The organism is Marinobacter sp. R17, from assembly GCF_003789045.1.
GTDB lineage: Bacteria > Pseudomonadota > Gammaproteobacteria > Pseudomonadales > Oleiphilaceae > Marinobacter_A > Marinobacter_A mangrovi.
In genome coordinates this window covers 1-17,226 of the sequence record NZ_RHGZ01000036.1, presented here as the reverse complement: position 1 = coordinate 17,226, position 17,226 = coordinate 1, and the positions used below count along the sequence as shown (strand labels likewise).

The 17,226-nt window shown below is 61.4% G+C and carries 15 protein-coding genes; 8 read left to right on the top strand and 7 right to left on the bottom strand.

The window, feature by feature from the left end:
- Positions 1-29: 29 nt before the first annotated feature.
- From prmA to aroQ, 4 genes are all read right to left on the bottom strand, one after another.
- Positions 30-926 (bottom strand): 50S ribosomal protein L11 methyltransferase, encoded by an 897-nt coding sequence (gene prmA / locus EB809_RS19175; protein ID WP_123636461.1) that lies wholly within the window; start codon positions 924-926, stop codon positions 30-32.
- 157 nt (positions 927-1,083) lie between these two features.
- On the bottom strand, positions 1,084-2,430 hold the full coding sequence (gene accC, locus EB809_RS19170; RefSeq protein WP_123636460.1) for an acetyl-CoA carboxylase biotin carboxylase subunit: 1,347 nt from the start codon (positions 2,428-2,430) through the stop codon (positions 1,084-1,086).
- A gap of 17 nt (positions 2,431-2,447) precedes the next feature.
- A complete protein-coding gene (accB, locus tag EB809_RS19165; RefSeq protein WP_123636459.1) occupies positions 2,448-2,912 on the bottom strand; it encodes an acetyl-CoA carboxylase biotin carboxyl carrier protein in 465 nt (154 codons plus the stop codon).
- A 47-nt stretch (positions 2,913-2,959) separates the two neighbouring features.
- Positions 2,960-3,394 carry a type II 3-dehydroquinate dehydratase gene (aroQ, locus tag EB809_RS19160; RefSeq protein ID WP_123636458.1) on the bottom strand — a complete coding sequence of 145 codons (435 nt, stop codon included), beginning with the start codon at positions 3,392-3,394 and terminating at the stop codon, positions 2,960-2,962.
- Positions 3,395-3,805: 411 nt separating this feature from the next.
- Here aroQ and EB809_RS19155 point away from each other — a divergent pair, with 411 nt between their 5' ends.
- Together EB809_RS19155 and EB809_RS19150 are read left to right on the top strand one after the other, a co-directional pair.
- A complete protein-coding gene (locus tag EB809_RS19155; protein ID WP_123636457.1) occupies positions 3,806-4,528 on the top strand; it encodes a hypothetical protein in 723 nt (240 codons plus the stop codon).
- Positions 4,525-5,520 (top strand): DUF6976 family protein, encoded by a 996-nt coding sequence (locus EB809_RS19150; protein ID WP_223808045.1) that lies wholly within the window; start codon positions 4,525-4,527, stop codon positions 5,518-5,520. Before EB809_RS19155 ends, EB809_RS19150 begins: the two co-directional genes overlap by 4 nt.
- A gap of 10 nt (positions 5,521-5,530) precedes the next feature.
- Here the strand turns inward: EB809_RS19150 and EB809_RS19145 are convergent, their stop codons facing one another.
- Positions 5,531-7,144, bottom strand: a complete 1,614-nt coding sequence (locus EB809_RS19145; RefSeq protein ID WP_123636456.1) for a diguanylate cyclase — start codon at positions 7,142-7,144, stop codon at positions 5,531-5,533.
- 339 nt (positions 7,145-7,483) lie between these two features.
- On the opposite strand from EB809_RS19145, the gene EB809_RS19140 reads away from it, so the two are divergent.
- The gene (locus EB809_RS19140; protein ID WP_123636455.1) at positions 7,484-9,466 is read left to right on the top strand and encodes an EAL domain-containing protein; all 1,983 of its coding nucleotides are present in this window, start codon (positions 7,484-7,486) and stop codon (positions 9,464-9,466) included.
- Positions 9,467-9,588: 122 nt separating this feature from the next.
- Positions 9,589-10,635 (top strand): DUF2333 family protein, encoded by a 1,047-nt coding sequence (locus EB809_RS19135; protein ID WP_407944064.1) that lies wholly within the window; start codon positions 9,589-9,591, stop codon positions 10,633-10,635.
- A gap of 94 nt (positions 10,636-10,729) precedes the next feature.
- Here the strand turns inward: EB809_RS19135 and ppa are convergent, their stop codons facing one another.
- Positions 10,730-11,260, bottom strand: a complete 531-nt coding sequence (ppa, locus tag EB809_RS19130) for an inorganic diphosphatase (protein WP_123636453.1) — start codon at positions 11,258-11,260, stop codon at positions 10,730-10,732.
- A 299-nt stretch (positions 11,261-11,559) separates the two neighbouring features.
- Between ppa and EB809_RS19125 the strand changes: the two genes are divergently transcribed.
- Together EB809_RS19125 and EB809_RS19120 are read left to right on the top strand one after the other, a co-directional pair.
- Positions 11,560-11,883: a DUF883 family protein gene (locus EB809_RS19125; RefSeq protein WP_123636452.1), complete on the top strand. Its 324-nt coding sequence runs from the start codon at positions 11,560-11,562 to the stop codon at positions 11,881-11,883.
- A gap of 2 nt (positions 11,884-11,885) precedes the next feature.
- The gene (locus EB809_RS19120) at positions 11,886-12,377 is read left to right on the top strand and encodes a hypothetical protein (protein WP_123636451.1); all 492 of its coding nucleotides are present in this window, start codon (positions 11,886-11,888) and stop codon (positions 12,375-12,377) included.
- Between the two features lie 17 nt (positions 12,378-12,394).
- On the opposite strand, the gene EB809_RS19115 is transcribed toward EB809_RS19120, so the two are convergent.
- Entirely contained in the window at positions 12,395-13,537 is a 1,143-nt protein-coding gene (locus EB809_RS19115; protein ID WP_123636450.1) for an acyl-CoA dehydrogenase family protein, read from the bottom strand.
- Positions 13,538-13,822: 285 nt separating this feature from the next.
- Between EB809_RS19115 and EB809_RS19110 the strand changes: the two genes are divergently transcribed.
- Both EB809_RS19110 and oadA read left to right on the top strand, forming a co-directional pair.
- Positions 13,823-15,244, top strand: a complete 1,422-nt coding sequence (locus EB809_RS19110; RefSeq protein ID WP_123636449.1) for an acetyl-CoA carboxylase biotin carboxylase subunit — start codon at positions 13,823-13,825, stop codon at positions 15,242-15,244.
- A 12-nt stretch (positions 15,245-15,256) separates the two neighbouring features.
- Positions 15,257-17,059: a sodium-extruding oxaloacetate decarboxylase subunit alpha gene (gene oadA, locus EB809_RS19105; protein WP_123636448.1), complete on the top strand. Its 1,803-nt coding sequence runs from the start codon at positions 15,257-15,259 to the stop codon at positions 17,057-17,059.
- Positions 17,060-17,226: the final 167 nt, after the last annotated feature.

Genomic DNA, 17,226 nt, shown 5'->3' with positions numbered 1-17,226 from the left:
CCACAGTGTAGACGGTCCGCCGGTTGTCGTCATCTGTCGCGACGTTGTCCGGTGAGGCGGATCCAATCCTCCTGCTGGACCGGCTCGTCCATGATAAACCAGGGCTCGTAGGCGTCCATCACCTCCCGGGCCTGGTTGGACAGAATACCGGACAGCACGATGTCGCCGCCATCCTTCACCCGGCTGGCCAGTTTGGGAGCCAGGCCAAGCAGCGGCTGGGCGAGGATGTTGGCCAGCAGGACGTCCGCCTGGGTGTCCGGCTCCTGGTCCGGCAGGTACAGGTCGAGCCGCGGATCATCGATGCTGTTGCGACGCGCATTGTCGCGGCTGGCTTCGAGGGCCTGGGGATCGGTATCGACGCCGATGACGTGTTTGGCGCCCAGCAGCAGGGCCGCCAGTCCCAGAATGCCAGAGCCGCAGCCGTAGTCGATCACCTGGGTGTCCTGCAACGGCTTGCCGTCGAGCCATTCCAGGCACAGGGCGGTGGTCGGGTGGGTGCCGGTGCCGAAGGCCAGGCCCGGGTCGAGCATCAGATTGGCGGCTTCCACATCGGGAACGTCGTGCCAGCTGGGCACGATCCACAGGCGCTGGCCGAAGCGTAACGGCTTGAAATCGTCCATCCAGGCCCGTTCCCAGTCCTTGTCCTCGAGCAGCGAGACGTCGATCTCGCCGATTTCCTGCTGGGTCTGCTGGTGGTAGGCCTCGGCCAGCATGGCCTTGAGGCTGTCGATGCCGGTGTCGGCATTGAACAGGCCGGTGACCCGGGTCTGGCCCCACAGCGGCGTGGTGCCCGGGTCCGGTTCATAGAGGGGCTGGTCGGCGGCATCCTCCATGGTGACGGCGTCGGCGCCGGCTTCCATGAGGATATCCTCCAGTAAATCCGCGTGTTCCGGATCGGTGGGAACGCGCACCTGGATCCAGCGCATAGGGTTACTCCGTCAATGTGAGGGTGGCGACTGCAGTCGGTCTGACCCCGAGTGCGAAACGATCAGCCTTCCTGAAGGCAGCGCCCCCAATGCCGCATCGCGTCGACGCATCATTGGGGGGCGCTGAGGCCGTCAATACCACATTGACGCGGCACGACTAGTCTTTGATCAGCTTCTCGAGATAGTGGATGGTAAATTCCACATTCTTGAAGCCGCCGTCAAGGATCAATCGGCGATGCAGGGGCTGATTGGTCTTGATGCCTTCCACGACCAGCTCGTCCAGCGCGTTCTTCATGCGCTTGCGGGCGGTATCACGATCCTCGCCAAAGCTGATGAGCTTGCCGATCAGCGAGTCGTAGTAGGGCGGGACCGAATAGCCGGTGTACATGTGGGAATCGACCCGCACGCCGTTGCCGCCGGGGGCATGGAAGTGCTTGACCTGGCCCGGGCTGGGAATGAAGGTCTGCGGGTCTTCCGCGTTGATCCGGCACTCCATGGCGTGACCGGCCACCCGGATCTCGTCCTGGGAGAAGGTGAGCGGCAGGCCGCTGGCCACGCGCAGCTGCTCCTTGACGATGTCCACGCCGGTGACCATTTCCGACACCGGATGCTCCACCTGAACCCGGGTGTTCATCTCGATAAAGTAGAAGCGGCCGTCCTGGTACAGGAACTCGAACGTCCCGGCGCCCACGTAACCGATTTCCTTACAGGCGTCGACACAGGCCTGCAGGGTCTTCTCGCGCGCTTCCGGATCGATGTTCGGCGCCGGGGCTTCCTCGATGACTTTCTGGTGACGACGCTGCATGGAGCAGTCGCGGTCGCCCAGGTGAATCACGTTGCCGTGCATGTCCGCCAGGACCTGTACCTCGACGTGACGGGGCCGCTCCAGGTACTTCTCCAGGTAGCAGGTCTCGTCACCAAAGGCGTTGCGGGCCTCGGATTGCGTGATCTGGATGCTCTTCAGCAGCGACGCCTCGGAGTGCACCACCTGCATGCCGCGACCACCGCCGCCGGAAGCGGCCTTGATGATGACCGGATAGCCGATCTTGCGGGCCACTTCCAGCGTGTGCGCATCATCATTGGTGATCGGACCGTCGGAGCCCGGTACGGTGGGGACGCCGGCCTTCACCATCGCGTTGATGGCGGACACCTTATTCCCCATCAGGCGGATGGTTTCGGCGCGTGGGCCGATAAAGCGGAAGCCGCTCTTCTCGACCTGTTCGGCGAAATCGGCGTTCTCTGCCAGGAAACCGTAGCCCGGGTGGATACCGACCGAGTCGGTTACTTCCGCGGCGCTGATGATGGCAGGAATATTGAGGTAGCTTTCAGTCGCACTGTTGGGGCCGATGCAGACGGATTCGTCGGCGAGCCGGACGTGCATCAGGTCACGGTCGACCTGGGAGTGAACGGCAACCGTGCGGATGCCCAGCTCCTTGCACGCTCGCAGGATACGAAGCGCGATCTCGCCCCGGTTGGCGATCAGGACTTTTTCAATCATGGCCATGGGTCAGTCGTCTTCGATCAGGAGATAATAAAGAGCGGCTGGTCGAACTCTACCGGCTGCCCGTTCTCTACGAGAATGTCGACAATGGTACCGCTCTTGTCGGCTTCGATCTGGTTCATCATCTTCATGGCTTCGACGATGCAGATGACGTCGCCGGCGGCAACGGTCTGACCGACTTCAACGAAGGCCTTGGCGGTGGGCGACGGCGAGCGGTAGAAGGTGCCGACCATCGGTGAGCGAACCTGGTGGCCCGCCGGCGTGTTGTCGGCCGGCGCTTCGGCTGCGGCAGGCTCTGAGGCCGGCTGCGGTGCCGGTGCGGCCGCGGGTGCCGGTGCATAATGGGCCGGCATCATCTGGGCGAATTCGGCCTGGCCGCGGCGACGGGTGATGCGAACGGTATCCTCGCCTTCGCGGATCTCCAGTTCTTCCACGTCCGATTCTTCAATCAGTTCGATCAGCTTCTTTACTTTACGAATATCCATAGTCTGTTCTCGCCGGAATTAATTGACAGCTCTCGTCGACATTGAATCTAAAGTCGTGCCAGTGCGGCCTGCAGCGCCAGGTCATAGCCCTGGCTGCCGAGGCCGCAAATCACGCCGACCGCCACATCCGAAAAATAGGAGTGATGGCGGAAGGGTTCACGGGCGTGCACATTGGAGAGGTGCACTTCGATGAAAGGGATCTCCGCCGCCAATACGGCGTCGCGCAGGGCAACGCTGGTGTGTGTAAAGGCCGCTGGATTGATCAGGATGAAATCCACCCCTTCCTGTCGTGCCTCGTGGACACGGTCGATCAATTCATACTCTGCATTGGATTGCAAATGCAGCAGGTGGTGACCTTGCTCGGCCGCTTTCTGGTGCAAGCGGTCGTCAATATCGGCCAGTGTTTCATAACCATAAACCTCGGGCTCCCGGGTGCCGAGCATGTTGAGGTTGGGGCCATGGAGCACAAGTATGGTCGACATGGTTCTGTCTGCCTTGGTGTTTTACAGGATCGCCGAAGATAACGGCACGTTACCTCAATGGTGCGTACTTGTTAGCCTCAGATCAACACTTTTTGACAATCTTGCCTGTCGTACATTGGTCTAAAAAGGTTACACAGCAATCGCCGTGTGTGCGATGACATTTCGTTGATGACAATCATTGTCGATGAAGGTGGGCCGTGTCGGTATTCGACATTGGTTTCATGCAGCGCCCGCCGACAAACCGGCGGGCACGAGGTGATGCCTGAGCGATACGTTCAGGTTCAGTACTTTTTGTGCCCAGTAGGCTTGGGTCTTAAGTCCCGGCCGATTGATGCGATAGTTGGCTGTCTGGCCCGGGAGTATGCTGCCAGACTGGGTGTTTCAAGGCATAGGGATTTCCAGGGAGGTATCGTGCGAGACACCGAGATCTGCCGTCAGTTACTTGAATTGAAAGAACCGTGGGTTGTGGACCGCATCAAAGTGGATGCGCAGCGTCGGGAGCTTCATGCCTACCTCAGAACCGGAAAGTCCTGGTTTGGTCGGCCGGCATTTGTACAGCCAAAATCGTGCTGGCGGCATGCCAACGTGGGCCCTTTGAAAACCTACATTCATGCCAGTTTGCCGGAGCAGGGCACAGAGTCGCCAGAGGCGGTACCGTTTCTTGGCCCTGCCGGTGATGACTATACGCATGGTCTGGCCCATAAGGTGATTGAGTGTCTGAATGCCGGGCTGGGGTATCGACAAGTGTGCAGGTTGCTAGACATTGACGTTTACCTTGCCTGGCAAATACGCCATGCCATCAGCGAAGGCGTGCATGGTACCGATCATGGCTTTGAAGGTGCTTTGGCTGAAAGTGCTTCGCCGGGTGCTGCCCGGCAGGTTATTCCGCCGACCGGTGATCCCGTATGGTTCAATTTATTGGCCTCTGACACACCGATGGATATTCGCCTTCTGAGTCTCAAGCTACTGCTGGCCCGGAGTCGGCAGGAGTTTTCGGGCCTGACCAGTCACGATGCGAAGATTCTCAGGGTGAACACGCTCAGACGATTTTTTATCAAGCACGAAAAACAGCTTGGTCATGAAATCGCCCAGTTGGCGACATTTCGAGAGAGCGCTGAGGGGATAGACTCGTGAGCAAAACCACGCAGGCGGGGATGATGACCCCAACGGAGGCAGCCGAGCTGATCAAGGCGGGAAGGGCTTTGGCCATTGCCGGTGATGAGGCGTTATTGGCCACTCTGCCTCGGGGTACCTGGGTGGGAGGGAGCACGCCATACTTCATGACTGGCGATGGTGGCCAGTGTTGCCGCGACAGGCTGTTTGTGCAAGATCTCGGTGACGGGGACGCCAGCGTGCACCACTACGACGAAATCACGCTGCGCAATGTTCTGGAAGATGCCCCTGAGAATGGCTATTCGATCATAATTTTGCCTGCCGGTAGTAAGGTGTTGGAAGCCTATGCGCACCATGCGCCGGAGTTTCCCGACATGTACCTGAAACCGATTGTAGGCTGGGTCTCTGGTGTGCATCTCGATGAGCTGGCTCAGGGTAAAGCGGTTGTTTTTGATGGTCGGAGCGGGGAGTGTTTCAGTGACCGGGCGGTGGTGCTCCATGTGCCTCTGGATGACAGCCTCTCCGCGGTTGTTCATATCGTCAATCTGTTTGAAGCAGGCACCGGTCCTGAGCTGACGTTCGAGGCAACGAGTCGTGCAGTAGGTCGGTGCCGTGTGGATGGCCAGCCTCACAACTTCGCCGATCTTGTGTTACGCGAAAGCGGTCAGCAGCAGCTGCCGTTGGTGGCGGACTACTGTGGCGCAATGGTCAACGTAAGCATTCAGTCCGTCGACGAGCAGGCCGGCGTGGTAAACCTTTATGCACCGGTCTTCGAGGGGGTGAGTTATCGTTTCGCGCGGCCGGTGGAAGACTACCCGACCGCGTTCCTCGCCGCCATGCCTGACCATGCCGGTAATCTGGTGTTTGGCTGTAACTGTATCCTCAACTACCTATACTCGGAGCTGGAAGGTCGGACCACCGCCGAGCTGACGGGGCCGATTACCTTCGGTGAAGTGGCCTATCAGCTGCTGAATCAGACAGCGGTATTTCTGACTGTGGAGCCCGCTGCCTGATGTCCGGGATTTAGTCCTCTGCAGTGGTAACGCAGTTGCGCCCATGCTCCTTGGACGTGTAAAGCGCCCGGTCTGCGCGCTCGCACAGGGACTGGGCGCTGTCACCCTGCCAGGCGGAGATGCCGCAGCTGAAGGTGACCTTGAACTCCTGGGCGCCGGCCGGTTGCAACAACTCGGCAAAGCGCTCGCGAATTTCGTTGATCACGTTCTTGGCATCGCTTTCCCGGGTGTTGGGCAGGATCAGCGCGAATTCTTCACCGCCGTAGCGACCGATGTGGTCGGTCTTGCGCAGACGCTGCTTGAGGAACATGGACAGGCTGCGCAGCACCCGGTCGCCAATCGGGTGGCCGTAGGTGTCGTTGATCTTCTTGAAGTAGTCGATGTCCAGCATCGCAAAGCACAGCGGCTGGTCCTTCTGCTTCGCCTTGACGATTTCCTGGTCCAGCAGGTGCAACGTGTGGGTGTGGTTGTACAGGCCGGTCAGGCTGTCGCGGATCATCAGCGCCAACAGGGAGCGGGCGCGCCGGCCCCGGTTGTGGATGGTGGCGATCAGGTGCTTGGGGTCGATCGGCTTGGTGAGGAAGTCGTCGCCGCCCAGGCTCATGGCGTGCAGCTGCTTGGAAACGTCGTCCTCGGCGGACAGGTAGATGATCGGCACGCTGTGCAGGCGGTCCTGCTGGCGGATGACCCGGGCGATTTCCATGCCGGTGCAGCCGGGCATGTACATGTCCAGCACGATGATTTCCGGTGAGAATGCCTCCAGCGCGTGGATGATCTGCATGGGGTCGGTAATGATGTGGGCGGTCATGCCGGCCCGGGTCAGGACGTTCTCCATGAATTTGGCCTGGGCGCGGGAATCGTCCAGGACCAGCACGCGGTAGGGTTCGACGGTATTGCCGTGGGTGTAGGTCTCGATCTTTTCGATCAACTGGCCCGGATCCACCGACGGGAAGAAGAATTCCTCGCCGCCGCAACGGGACGCACGCAGCCGGGTTTCGATGGTGCCGTCCTCATCGCTCATGAAGATCACGGGGATCGGCGTGTCGTGGCGCTCCTGCAGCGCCTCGACGGTGGCGATGCCGGCCAGTTCGCTGCCGCCGAAATTGACATCCATCAGGATGGTTTCCGGCTTGTGGCGGCTGCAGGCGTCCATCAGCCCTTCGGCGTCCTCGAAAGCGGCGGCACGGAATCCAAAGAATTCCAGCTGCTTGATCAGGCGGTTGGCCATTTCCAGCTCGCAGAGGGCCACATAAACCGGGGTGCGCAGGTAGGTGCGGGGCGCTTCGTCCAGATCCTGGTCGGTGCGGCGCAGGGTGCACTGGCTGAGCTGGTCCATCGCCCCCTGCAGTTCCTCACGCACGGTGTCGGGCAGCGAGGCGTCAGGGGCCCAGCGTTGCAGGATGCCCAGCAGCGCCTCGCCGGCGCTGGCGTGCTTGACCATCTCAAAACGCTGGGCGTAGCGCACCAGCTTTTCGGTCGCGCTGGACAGGTCGCGGTGCAGGATTTCCGCCAGGCTGTCGGATTCCTTCACTTTTTGCCAGGTGTCGAGGACGACTCTTGCCTGGGTCGTAACGCGCCGCGCAAAATGCTGTTTCAGCTTTTCCTTTTGATTGTCGTCAGTCATTGGGTCTCTGGCCTGTCTTCTTGCGCAGTGGCCGAGCCAGGTTGCTGTCTCCGGCCACTTCCTGGTCCGGTACGCCCTTTCGCAGCCGTTCCGGATGGTCGGTTCCCTCACGCCAAGGCAGTGAAGCTGAGAACATCGTTTTTGTGAGTCGTTGAACGCCGTCAGGCGATCCAGACGCTCTGTTGTGATTGTAGAGCTCTCAATGGCTCTCTGGAGAGTCTATAGTGTTTTATGTTGTCGGCGTAGGTGACGCTGTGTAAATGTTTGTCATATCCGACGCTTTTGTCGCGTCAGGAGCCATTGAATCCGATCGATTCATGCCAGGGGGCTGGCCAGGGAATGCGGAAAACACGCCGTGGCATCATTTCATTGCAACTGCTGTTGCTGCTGTTCACCGGCAGTCTGATCCTGCTGCTGATGGTGGCCAGCCTGCTCGCCGGTATGATCGGCTTTCGCGGGTATATCGTCGAGCAACTGGAGGGGCACGCCCATGACGGAGCGGTCGCCGTGGGCCTCTCCCTGTCTAACGCCATCGACGGCCGGGATGCGGTGGCGGCGTCCTCACTGATTGACGCGACCTTCGACAGCGGCCGCTACCTGGTCATTCGCTACAAGAATACGTCGGCCGATTTCGAGATCGAGCGCCGCGATCGTCTGCGGACACCGGGAGTTCCCGGCTGGTTCGTGTCTCTGGTGGATCTGCCCATCGAGCGCTTCGGCCAGCGCGCCGAGGTGGTTCGCGGTTGGCAGCGCCTGGGGTTCGTCGAAGTGGTCAGCCATCCGGGGCAGGGCTACCGGGATCTGTGGCGAATGGCCCGGCAGATGGCGCTGGGGGCGCTGCTGATCGGCATCGTCGCCTTGCTGATTCTCTTCTTTATCCTGCGCCGGGTTCTGCGGCCACTGGCCGGGCTGGAACGTCAGGCCGAAGCCATCCGCAACCGGGATTTCCGATCGCGGGCGCCGGAGGCAGGCACGCGCGAGCTGGCGCGGGTGACGTCCGCCATGAACCAGATGACCCACGATCTGGGTGCCCTGTTTGAGGGGCAAGCCAAGCTTATCCAGCATCTGCGGCGCATGAGCAACGAAGACCGGCTGACCGGCCTGGCCAGTCGCAGCGCGTTCGAGCAACGCATGTCGGTGGCCGTCGAGAGCCGGGATTCCCGGCGCCAGGGCGCGCTGGTGCTGCTGCAGTTGGCGGATTTCGGGCGTTGCAATCAGCTGGAGGGGCGTCAGGCGGCGGATAATCTGTTGCTGGCGGTGGCCGAACGCATCCAGGCGTTCGTACGCGAGCACCCCGGCAGCTTTGCCGGTCGCCGTAACGGGGCCGAGTTTGCCCTGTTCCTGCCCGGTGCAGCGCCGGTGGATGCCGAGTTCTGGGTACGCCAGCTGCTGGCGGACCTCGACGGCATCTACGCCGATCGTTCGGCGGGTCGTGACGTGGCCGTCCACGCCGGTCTCGCCGCCACCAACGGCCATCTGGCCGGCACCCGCGAGCTGCTGGCCGCCTGCGATGAAGCCCTGCGCCAGGCCCAGATGTCGCGGGAAACCGACTGCAAGGTGTTCGACACCACCCAATCCGTGCAGCACAGCGTCGAACAGTGGCGCGAGCACCTGGAATCGTCCCTCGACGCCGAGCGCATCCGACTGGTCTATCAGCCCATGCTGCGGACCGTCGATCAGTCCGTTCACCATTACCACGTGCTGTCGCGCATCGAGATCAATGGCGAGTGGGTGGCAGCGGGTATTTTCCTGCCCATGGCCGAGCGTTTCCGTATGATGGCTCGGCTGGACCGGATTGTGTTCCGGCGGGTGCTCGATCTGCTGCGTCAGTATCCGCTGCAGGCCTTCAGCCTGACCCTGGGCAGTTCCTCTATTGCCGATGCCGGCTTCCGGGACTGGCTGGCGCGGACGCTGTCCGAGGAGGGCGCCGCGGTACTGGCTCGTCTCTGGGTCTACCTGCCCGAGGATGCGGTGCACCACCACCGGGCGGATGTGGGCAACTGCGTCAAGCTGATGCGGCGGCACGATGTGCGGGTCCTGGTGGATCATTTCGGCGTGGGTGGTGTGCCGTTCAGTTACCTGCGTAATCTGCCCTTCCAGGCCCTGCGTATTGACCCCAGCTTTATCCGCAGTATCGATACGCATCCGGACAACCGCTTCTATCTGGAGTCCATTGTGCCGATCGCCCACAGTCGCGGCGTCGAGGTATTTGTGGCGGGCGTGGAAACCGCCGCTGAATGGCACCTGGTTTCGGTGCTCGGCGTCGACGGCGGTATCGGTTACCACCTGGCCCGGCCGGGGGATACCCTGCCGTCGGTCTGAGTGGCCCGTCCGTCCCACAATTGCGGTGCCCATGACAATCCGGCAAGGTATGGGCTCCCGGTGGCCAGGAGGCTCCGGCGGCGTTCGAATTACGATGAATCAGAACGAATGACACAAGGTGGATGGTTATGTTGAGCAAGACCAGAGGATTTTTCCGGGAGCGGCTGGAGGACATCCAGGACTATCTCGGTGGCGGCAAAGTGTTCAAGGGCCTGATTGTCCTGCTGGTGATCTACCTGATCGTCGCGGTGGTGCTGGGGATCTACTGGAGCAGCGAGCCGGACACCTACTCGGTCCGGGATGAGGCCCAGCAGCGGGCCCAGGCCATGAATCGGGAGATGGTGACCGGCTTCACCACCACCTCTACGCTCATTCACATGGCCGAGACCCTGCTCGACAAGCCGGGCGGTTACATCACTAACGACATCATGCCGCCGGGACTGTGGATGGATAACATGCCTCACTGGGAATACGGGGTGCTGATCCAGCTGCGCGATATGGCCAGGGCGCTGCGCCAGAACATCAGCCGCTCCCAAAGCCAGTCCGCCGAAGACCCGGACCTGACCATCGCTGAACCCCAACTGCACTTCGATAACGGCAGCTGGATGCTGCCTTCCACCGAATCCGAGTATCGGCGCGGTATTGCCGCGCTCAAGCGCTATCTGGATCGCCTGTCCAACCCCAACGGTCCCCAGGCCCAGTTTTACGCCCGGGCGGACAATCTGAACAGCTGGTTGGCGGATCTGGAAACCCGTCTGGGCAGCCTGTCGCGCCGATTGAGTGAAAGCGTCGGCAAACAGTCGGTGGACGAGAACATGGAAGAACTGCCGGACCAGGCGAAGGAGGACGACATCGCCTCGGTGCAGACGCCCTGGACCGAGATTGACGACGTTTTCTACGAAGCCCGCGGGACCTCCTGGGCCCTGCTGCACATTTTCAAGGCCATCGAGGTGGATTTCCGCGATGTCCTGAAAGACAAGAACGCGCTGGTGAGCGTGCGGCAGATCATCGTCGAGCTGGAGGGGTCCCAGAAGGCGATGTGGAGTCCGGTCATCCTCAATGGCAGCGGCTTTGGCATCCTCGCCAATCACTCGCTGACCATGGCCTCCTACCTGGCCCGGGCGAACTCCGCCATCATCGATCTGCGGGAGTTGCTGAGTAAAGGCTGAGCCGACCTGTCAGCGATAAAAAAGGCAGCGAGCCCGAGGGTCGCTGCCTTTTTTGTGTCCGGCCGCTACGGGCCGGAAATCCGTGCTGGAGCGCTTACTTCTGGTAAGCGGCGACGGCGGATTCGATGGCCTTGCAGGCTGCGGCGGCGTCATCCCAGCCGTCGACCTTGACCCACTTGCCCGCTTCCAGATCCTTGTAGTTCTCGAAGAAGTGCTGGATCTGGTCGCGCAGCAGTTGCGGCAGGTCGTGCACGTCTTTCACGTCGGTGTACTGCTTGGTGACCTTGTCGTGAGGCACGGCAACCAGCTTGGCGTCGCCGCCGGCTTCGTCTTCCATGTTCAGGACGCCCACCGGACGACAGCGGATGATGCTGCCCGGCATGACCGGATACGGCGTGACCACCAGTACGTCCAGCGGGTCGCCGTCGTCGGCCAGTGTGTTCGGGATGAAGCCGTAGTTGGCCGGGTAGAACATCGGCGTGGCCATGAAGCGATCCACCACAACGGCACCCATGTCTTTGTCGACCTCGTACTTGATCGGAGAGGAGGCGTTGGCCGGAATCTCGATCAGTACGTTGATGTCTTCAGGCGGGTTCTTGCCGGGCGGGATATTGTCGAAGTTCATGAGGCGTCCTTCTTTACTGTCGTCAGTGAAGTGAAATGGAACCGGTGAATGGCCACGGATTATACCCGTCGGTCCCGTGGGGTGAAACATACCTTCGGGCCTGTTCGTCAGACAGTCGCCATCCTGTACGAATGGTCATGTGGTCGTCAGAGGTTCTGCCACTGCTGTGCTACAGTGAAAACGTCTGGCGCGTCATACCGGTACACACAGAACGGTAGCGCCAGATGGCGGGCGGATTTGCCGGTGACCGAACAGTGCGGGCGAATCCGCCGGGTATGTTTCATTCAGGGAGACACACCATGGAAGCGCAAACACCCCAGGACGATTACAAGCGGGTCAAGGAAGACATCCAGTTACTGCGTGAAGATCTGGCCAAGCTGACCCGGGCGGTGGCTGACGGCCAGAAAAGCAACATCAGCAACCTTCGCGACGAAATCCGCAAGGAAAGCCGCGAAGCTCTCCGGCATGCCCGTGAGCGGGGCGATGAAGCGTTCAATCGCGCCCGAGAGGCCGGCGACAAGGCCATTCACGACGTCGAGCACAAGATCGAGGAACGCCCGTTCCTCAGTGTGGTGATCGTATTCCTGGTCGGCCTGCTGGTCGGCAAACTGCTCGATCGCTGATCATGCCTTTTTCCGGCGAGTTGCAAGCCCTGCTGCGTAAAGCCCTGGCCGCGCTGATTGGCGCGGCCTTGGGCTTGGTGTTTCTCAGCGCGCTGCTTATCGGCGGCTTTGTGCTGTTGGTAAAAGCCGCCGCCCTCGGGCTTGAGCCCTGGGTGGGGCAAGCCGGCGCCTTCGGGATCACCGGTGGTGTCTGTTTTGCGCTGCTGGGCTTCTTCTTTTACCGGATGATGCGCACGCCGGCGCCGTCCCGTGAGGCGTCGACCGGAGGTGGGTCGTCGCCGCTGGCGGCCTTCCGCAAGTTGATCGTGGAAAACCCCTGGGAAGCGGTTCTGACGGCCTTTGCCCTCGGTATTACCGAACAGAGCGATCCGCGCATGCGGCAGTTCCTGATCCAGAGCGGCCTGGCGTTCCTCAAGGCCGCCAACGCCATGGACGACGGGGAGGCGGAGAATGACGAGCCGCCGCCGGAGACCTCCGCCAACGACGGCGCCTGACGGTCGTCGGCCGGGTCTTAAAGGCCCATCTGTTTGCCGATCATTTCCTTCATGATCTCCGTGGTGCCACCGCCGATGGAGAGCAGTTTGCCGTCGCGATAGAGCCGTTCGACGCCGGTCTCGCGCATGTAGCCCATGCCACCGTGGAGCTGGATGGCTTCCCGGGTGACGTTTTCACACACCTCCGCCGCGAAGTTCTTGGCCATGGCCACTTGCTTTATCGGGTTCTTGCCCGCCTGCATCAGCGCCGCGCAGCGGTAGGTGTATTCCCGCGCAATCTCCACCTGGCTAGCCATGTCCACCAGCTTGTGGCGCGTGACCTGGAAGCCGTTCAGGTTGCGTCCGAAAGCTTCACGCGAGCGGCAATAATCAAGCGAGGCCTCCAGGGCGAGCTGGGCGCCCATGTAGCCCATGATGGCCAGCATCAGGCGCTCGGACAGGAAGTTGGTCATGATGGCAATGAAGCCCGCATTCTCCGCGCCCAGCAGGCGGTCCGCGGGCACCCGACAGTCCTCGAAGAACAGCTCGGCCGTATCGCTGGCCCACCAGCCCATTTTCTGCAGCTTGCGGCCGCGGGTGAAGCCGGGTGTGTCCCGGTCTACCAACAGCAGGCTGATGCCGTTGTGGCCCGCCTCGCCGGTGCGGACGGCCACCGTGTAGTAATCGGCCCGATGCCCGCTGGTAATAAAGGTCTTGCTGCCGTTGATGACGTAATGGTCACCCTCGCGCACCGCCCGGGTTTTGAGGTTGGCCACGTCCGAGCCGCCGCCCGGTTCGGTAATGGCCAGGGCCATGATCCTGTCGCCCCGCAGCACGGCCGGTACCACGGTTTCTTTCAACGCCGGTTGTCCCCAGCGAACAACCGGGGGCAGGGCGATATCCAGTGAGCCGAGACCGGCCACCAGGCCGCCGGACGTGGAGCGCATCAGTTCCTCACTGATGGCCACCTTGAGGAAAACATCCCCTTCGCTGTGTCCTCCCAACGCCTCCGGATAGCCGGCGCCGAGAATGCCGGCTTCGCCGGCCAGCCGGTAGAGATCGCGGGGAAACTCGCCGGCTTCCTCCCAGTCGTTGATGTGGGGAAGCACATGGGTCGACACAAATTTTCTTGTGGTTTCGCGGACCTGGCGGTGGGTGTCGTTAAAGTAATCGGTGTCCATGGCGTAATCCGTTCTGCCCCCTGTCTGAGCCGTATTGGATGCGAGAGATAAGTGAGTGTCGCTTATCAAGCATAACCTAGCAAGCGCTTGGTCAGATAGTTGATCTGGATCAATTTGGGTCTGGTCGGGCCATGGGTCGGCGGATAGAGTGTTCGGCCGCTTTTACGTGTGTACAATATTCATGCGTTAAAGTACGTACTCCCGCCCAGTGGGTGGCTCTTCGGGGCGGGTGGCCAATGACGGCCTTTCATCCCACTTCCTGACGAATGACAGGGAGCACCTCAGATGACCATAAAGAAAGTTCTCATCGCTAACCGTGGTGAGATTGCGGTCCGAATAGCGCGCGCTTGCCAAGAGCTTGGCGTGAAGGCTGTGGCGATCTATTCCGAAGCCGACCGCTATTCCTTGCACGTTAAAAAGGCGGACGAGGCGCATTGCATCAGTGCTGATCCACTGACGGGCTACCTCAACCCCCATCATATTGTGAACCTGGCAGTGGAAACCGGCTGTGATGCGTTGCATCCCGGTTATGGTTTCCTCTCCGAAAACGCCACGCTGGCGCAAGTCTGCAAGGAGCGGGGCATCCGCTTCATCGGGCCGGCGGCGGACGTGATTTCCTCAATGGGCGACAAGACCCAGGCGCGTCAGACGGCGGTGAATGCCGGAGTACCGGTCACCCCGGGTTCTGAAGACAACCTCACGGATGTCGAGGACGCCGTGAAACAGGCGGGCGAGCTGGGTTATCCGGTGATGCTCAAGGCCACCTCCGGTGGCGGCGGCCGGGGTATTCGCCGCTGTGACGACGAGGAGAGCCTGCGCCAGAACTACGACCGGGTCATTTCCGAGGCCACCAAGGCCTTTGGCAGTGCCGATGTCTTCCTGGAGAAGTGCATCGTCAACCCGCGTCATATCGAGGTCCAGGTCCTGGCGGACAGCTACGGCAACGCCATTCACCTGTACGAGCGCGATTGCTCCATCCAGCGCCGTAACCAGAAGCTGATCGAGCTGGCGCCATCGCCCCAGCTGAGCGACGAACAGCGCGAGTACATCGGTGACCTGGCGGTTCGCGTCGCCAAGGAAACCGGGTACGAAAACGCCGGCACGGTGGAGTTCCTGCTCGCCGACAACGGTGATTTCTACTTCATGGAGATGAATACCCGGGTGCAGGTGGAACACACCATCACCGAGCAGATCACCGGGGTGGACATCGTCAAGGAGCAGATCCGGATTGCCGCTGGTGAAAAGCTGCGCTTCAAGCAGGAAGACATCAGCTACCGCGGTTACGCGGCCCAGTTCCGGATCAACGCCGAAGATCCCAAGAACAACTTCCTGCCAAGCTTTGGCCAGATCACCCGCTACTACTCACCGGGCGGCCCCGGCGTGCGGACCGATGCGGCCATCTACACCGGCTATGAAATCCCGCCGTACTACGATTCCATGTGCGCCAAGCTGATCGTCAGCGCCATGGACTGGGAAGAACTGCTGGACCGTTCCCAGCGGGCCCTCAAGGATATGGGGATCTACGGCATCAAGACCACGATTCCCTACTACCTGGAAATCCTCAGCCATCCGGAGTTCAGGGCTGCTTCGTTCAACACCGGGTTTGTCGAAGGCCACCCGGAACTGATCAACTACAGCATCAAGAAGCGTCCGGAGTCGCTGGCCGCCGCTGTGGCCGCCGCGATCGCCGCCCAGGCCGGAATCTGATGGGAGTCTTTTATGACCAAGCGTAAAATCGAAATCACTGACGTCATCCTGAGGGACGCCCACCAGTCCCTCATCGCCACACGCATGCGCACCGAAGACATGCTGCCGGCCTGCGACAAGCTGGACAAGGCCGGTTACTGGTCCCTGGAATGCTGGGGCGGTGCCACCTTCGACAGCTGCGTCCGCTTCCTGAAGGAAGACCCCTGGGAGCGCTTGCGCCAGCTGCGCAAGGCCCTGCCCAACACCCGTCTGCAGATGCTGCTGCGCGGCCAGAACCTGCTGGGTTACCGTCACTACGCGGACGACGTGGTCGAAGCCTTCTGCCAGAAAGCGGCGGACAACGGCATCGACGTGTTCCGTATCTTCGACGCCCTGAACGACGTGCGTAACCTGGAAACCAGCATCAAGGCGGTCAAGAAGGCCGGCAAGCATGCCCAGGGCACCATCTGCTACACTGTCAGCCCGGTGCATGGCACGGAGAAGTTCCTCAAGCAGGCCAAGCAGATGGCCGACATGGGCGTCGACAGCATCGCGATCAAGGACATGGCCGGTCTGCTGACCCCGTCCGCCACCGCCGATCTGGTCAGCGCCCTGAAGAAAGAGCTGAGCCTGCCGGTGTTCCTGCACTCCCATTACACCTCGGGCATGGCCTCCATGTGTCAGTGGGCGGCTATCGAGGCGGGTGTCGATCACATCGACACCGCACTGTCCGCCTTTGCCGGTGGCACCAGTCATCCGCCCACCGAGTCGCTGGTGGCGTCCCTGAAGGAAGCGGGCTATCAGGTGGACCTGGATCTGGAAACCCTGGACGAGCTGACCAGCCACTTCCGCGAGGTGCGCAAGAAGTACCACCAGTTCGAGAGCGAGTACAACGGTGTGGACACCGCGGTCCTGCTGTCGCAGGTCCCGGGCGGCATGATGTCCAACCTGGCCAACCAGCTGAAAGAGCAGGGCGCGCTGGACAAGATCCGTGACGTGTTCGCCGAGATCCCGCGTGTGCGCAAGGATCTGGGCTACCCGCCGCTGGTCACTCCGACCTCACAGATCGTCGGCACCCAGGCGGTGATCAACGTGTTGTCCGGCAAACGCTACGACAACATCACCAACGAGGTGAAGAAGTACCTGCAGGGCTGGTACGGTGCCGCGCCGGGCGAAATCAATGCCGACCTGCAGAAGCGAGCGGTAGGCAATGAGGAGCTGATCGAAGAGCGTCCGGCCAACCAGCTGAAGAACGAGTTCCACACCCTGAAGGACGACATCGGCGACCTGGCCGAGTCCGAAGAGGACATCCTCACCTACGCCATGTTCCCGGATCAGGCTCGCCAGTTCCTGGAGCAGCGCAAGGAAGGCACCCTCAAGCCGGAACCGCTGGAGCCGAAACCGACTGCGGCCAGCCCGGGCTCGGTGTCCACCGAGTTCAAGATCACCGTTCACGGCGAGACCTTCGACGTCAACGTCACGGGCGTCAGCCCGTCAGGCGACGACGAGCGTCGGTTCTTCATGACGGTCGATGGCGTTCCGGAAGAGATCAGCATGGAATCCGTCGGCGGCTTTGAGCGTGAAGGCAGTGGCGGCTCCGGTCGCGGCAAGGCCTCGAAGGAAGGCCACGTGACCACCAGCATGCCGGGCAACATCGTTGACGTTCTGGTCAATGAGGGCGACAGCGTCGACGCCGGCAAGCCGGTCCTGATCATCGAAGCCATGAAGATGGAAACCGAGGTCAAGGCCCCGATTTCCGGCAAGGTGGTCGGTGTGTTCATCAAGAAGGGCGACCGGGTGACACCATCCGAAGTCCTGATGGAAATCGAGCCCTGAGCGGTTGGATGACCTGGACTAAAAAGCCCGGCTTCGGCCGGGCTTTTTTGTGCGCCCGGCACGGGCGCACTCCTGGAGGTGCAAGTCCTCCCGTGAGCTGGCCACAGCGAGCGAAGTGAAGCGCAACTGCGGAAGGGCGACTGACCGTGGGGAGGAAGCGTGGAGCG

Coding starts and splice junctions, on each gene's coding strand:
- prmA (WP_123636461.1), bottom strand. CDS start 926: ATGCGCTGGATCCAGGTGCGCGTTCCCACCGATCCGGAACACGCGGAT.
- accC (WP_123636460.1), bottom strand. CDS start 2,430: ATGGCCATGATTGAAAAAGTCCTGATCGCCAACCGGGGCGAGATCGCG.
- accB (WP_123636459.1), bottom strand. CDS start 2,912: ATGGATATTCGTAAAGTAAAGAAGCTGATCGAACTGATTGAAGAATCG.
- aroQ (WP_123636458.1), bottom strand. CDS start 3,394: ATGTCGACCATACTTGTGCTCCATGGCCCCAACCTCAACATGCTCGGC.
- EB809_RS19145 (WP_123636456.1), bottom strand. CDS start 7,144: ATGACTGACGACAATCAAAAGGAAAAGCTGAAACAGCATTTTGCGCGG.
- EB809_RS19140 (WP_123636455.1), top strand. CDS start 7,484: ATGCGGAAAACACGCCGTGGCATCATTTCATTGCAACTGCTGTTGCTG.
- EB809_RS19135 (WP_407944064.1), top strand. CDS start 9,589: ATGGTTATGTTGAGCAAGACCAGAGGATTTTTCCGGGAGCGGCTGGAG.
- ppa (WP_123636453.1), bottom strand. CDS start 11,260: ATGAACTTCGACAATATCCCGCCCGGCAAGAACCCGCCTGAAGACATC.
- EB809_RS19125 (WP_123636452.1), top strand. CDS start 11,560: ATGGAAGCGCAAACACCCCAGGACGATTACAAGCGGGTCAAGGAAGAC.
- EB809_RS19120 (WP_123636451.1), top strand. CDS start 11,886: ATGCCTTTTTCCGGCGAGTTGCAAGCCCTGCTGCGTAAAGCCCTGGCC.
- EB809_RS19115 (WP_123636450.1), bottom strand. CDS start 13,537: ATGGACACCGATTACTTTAACGACACCCACCGCCAGGTCCGCGAAACC.
- EB809_RS19110 (WP_123636449.1), top strand. CDS start 13,823: ATGACCATAAAGAAAGTTCTCATCGCTAACCGTGGTGAGATTGCGGTC.
- oadA (WP_123636448.1), top strand. CDS start 15,257: ATGACCAAGCGTAAAATCGAAATCACTGACGTCATCCTGAGGGACGCC.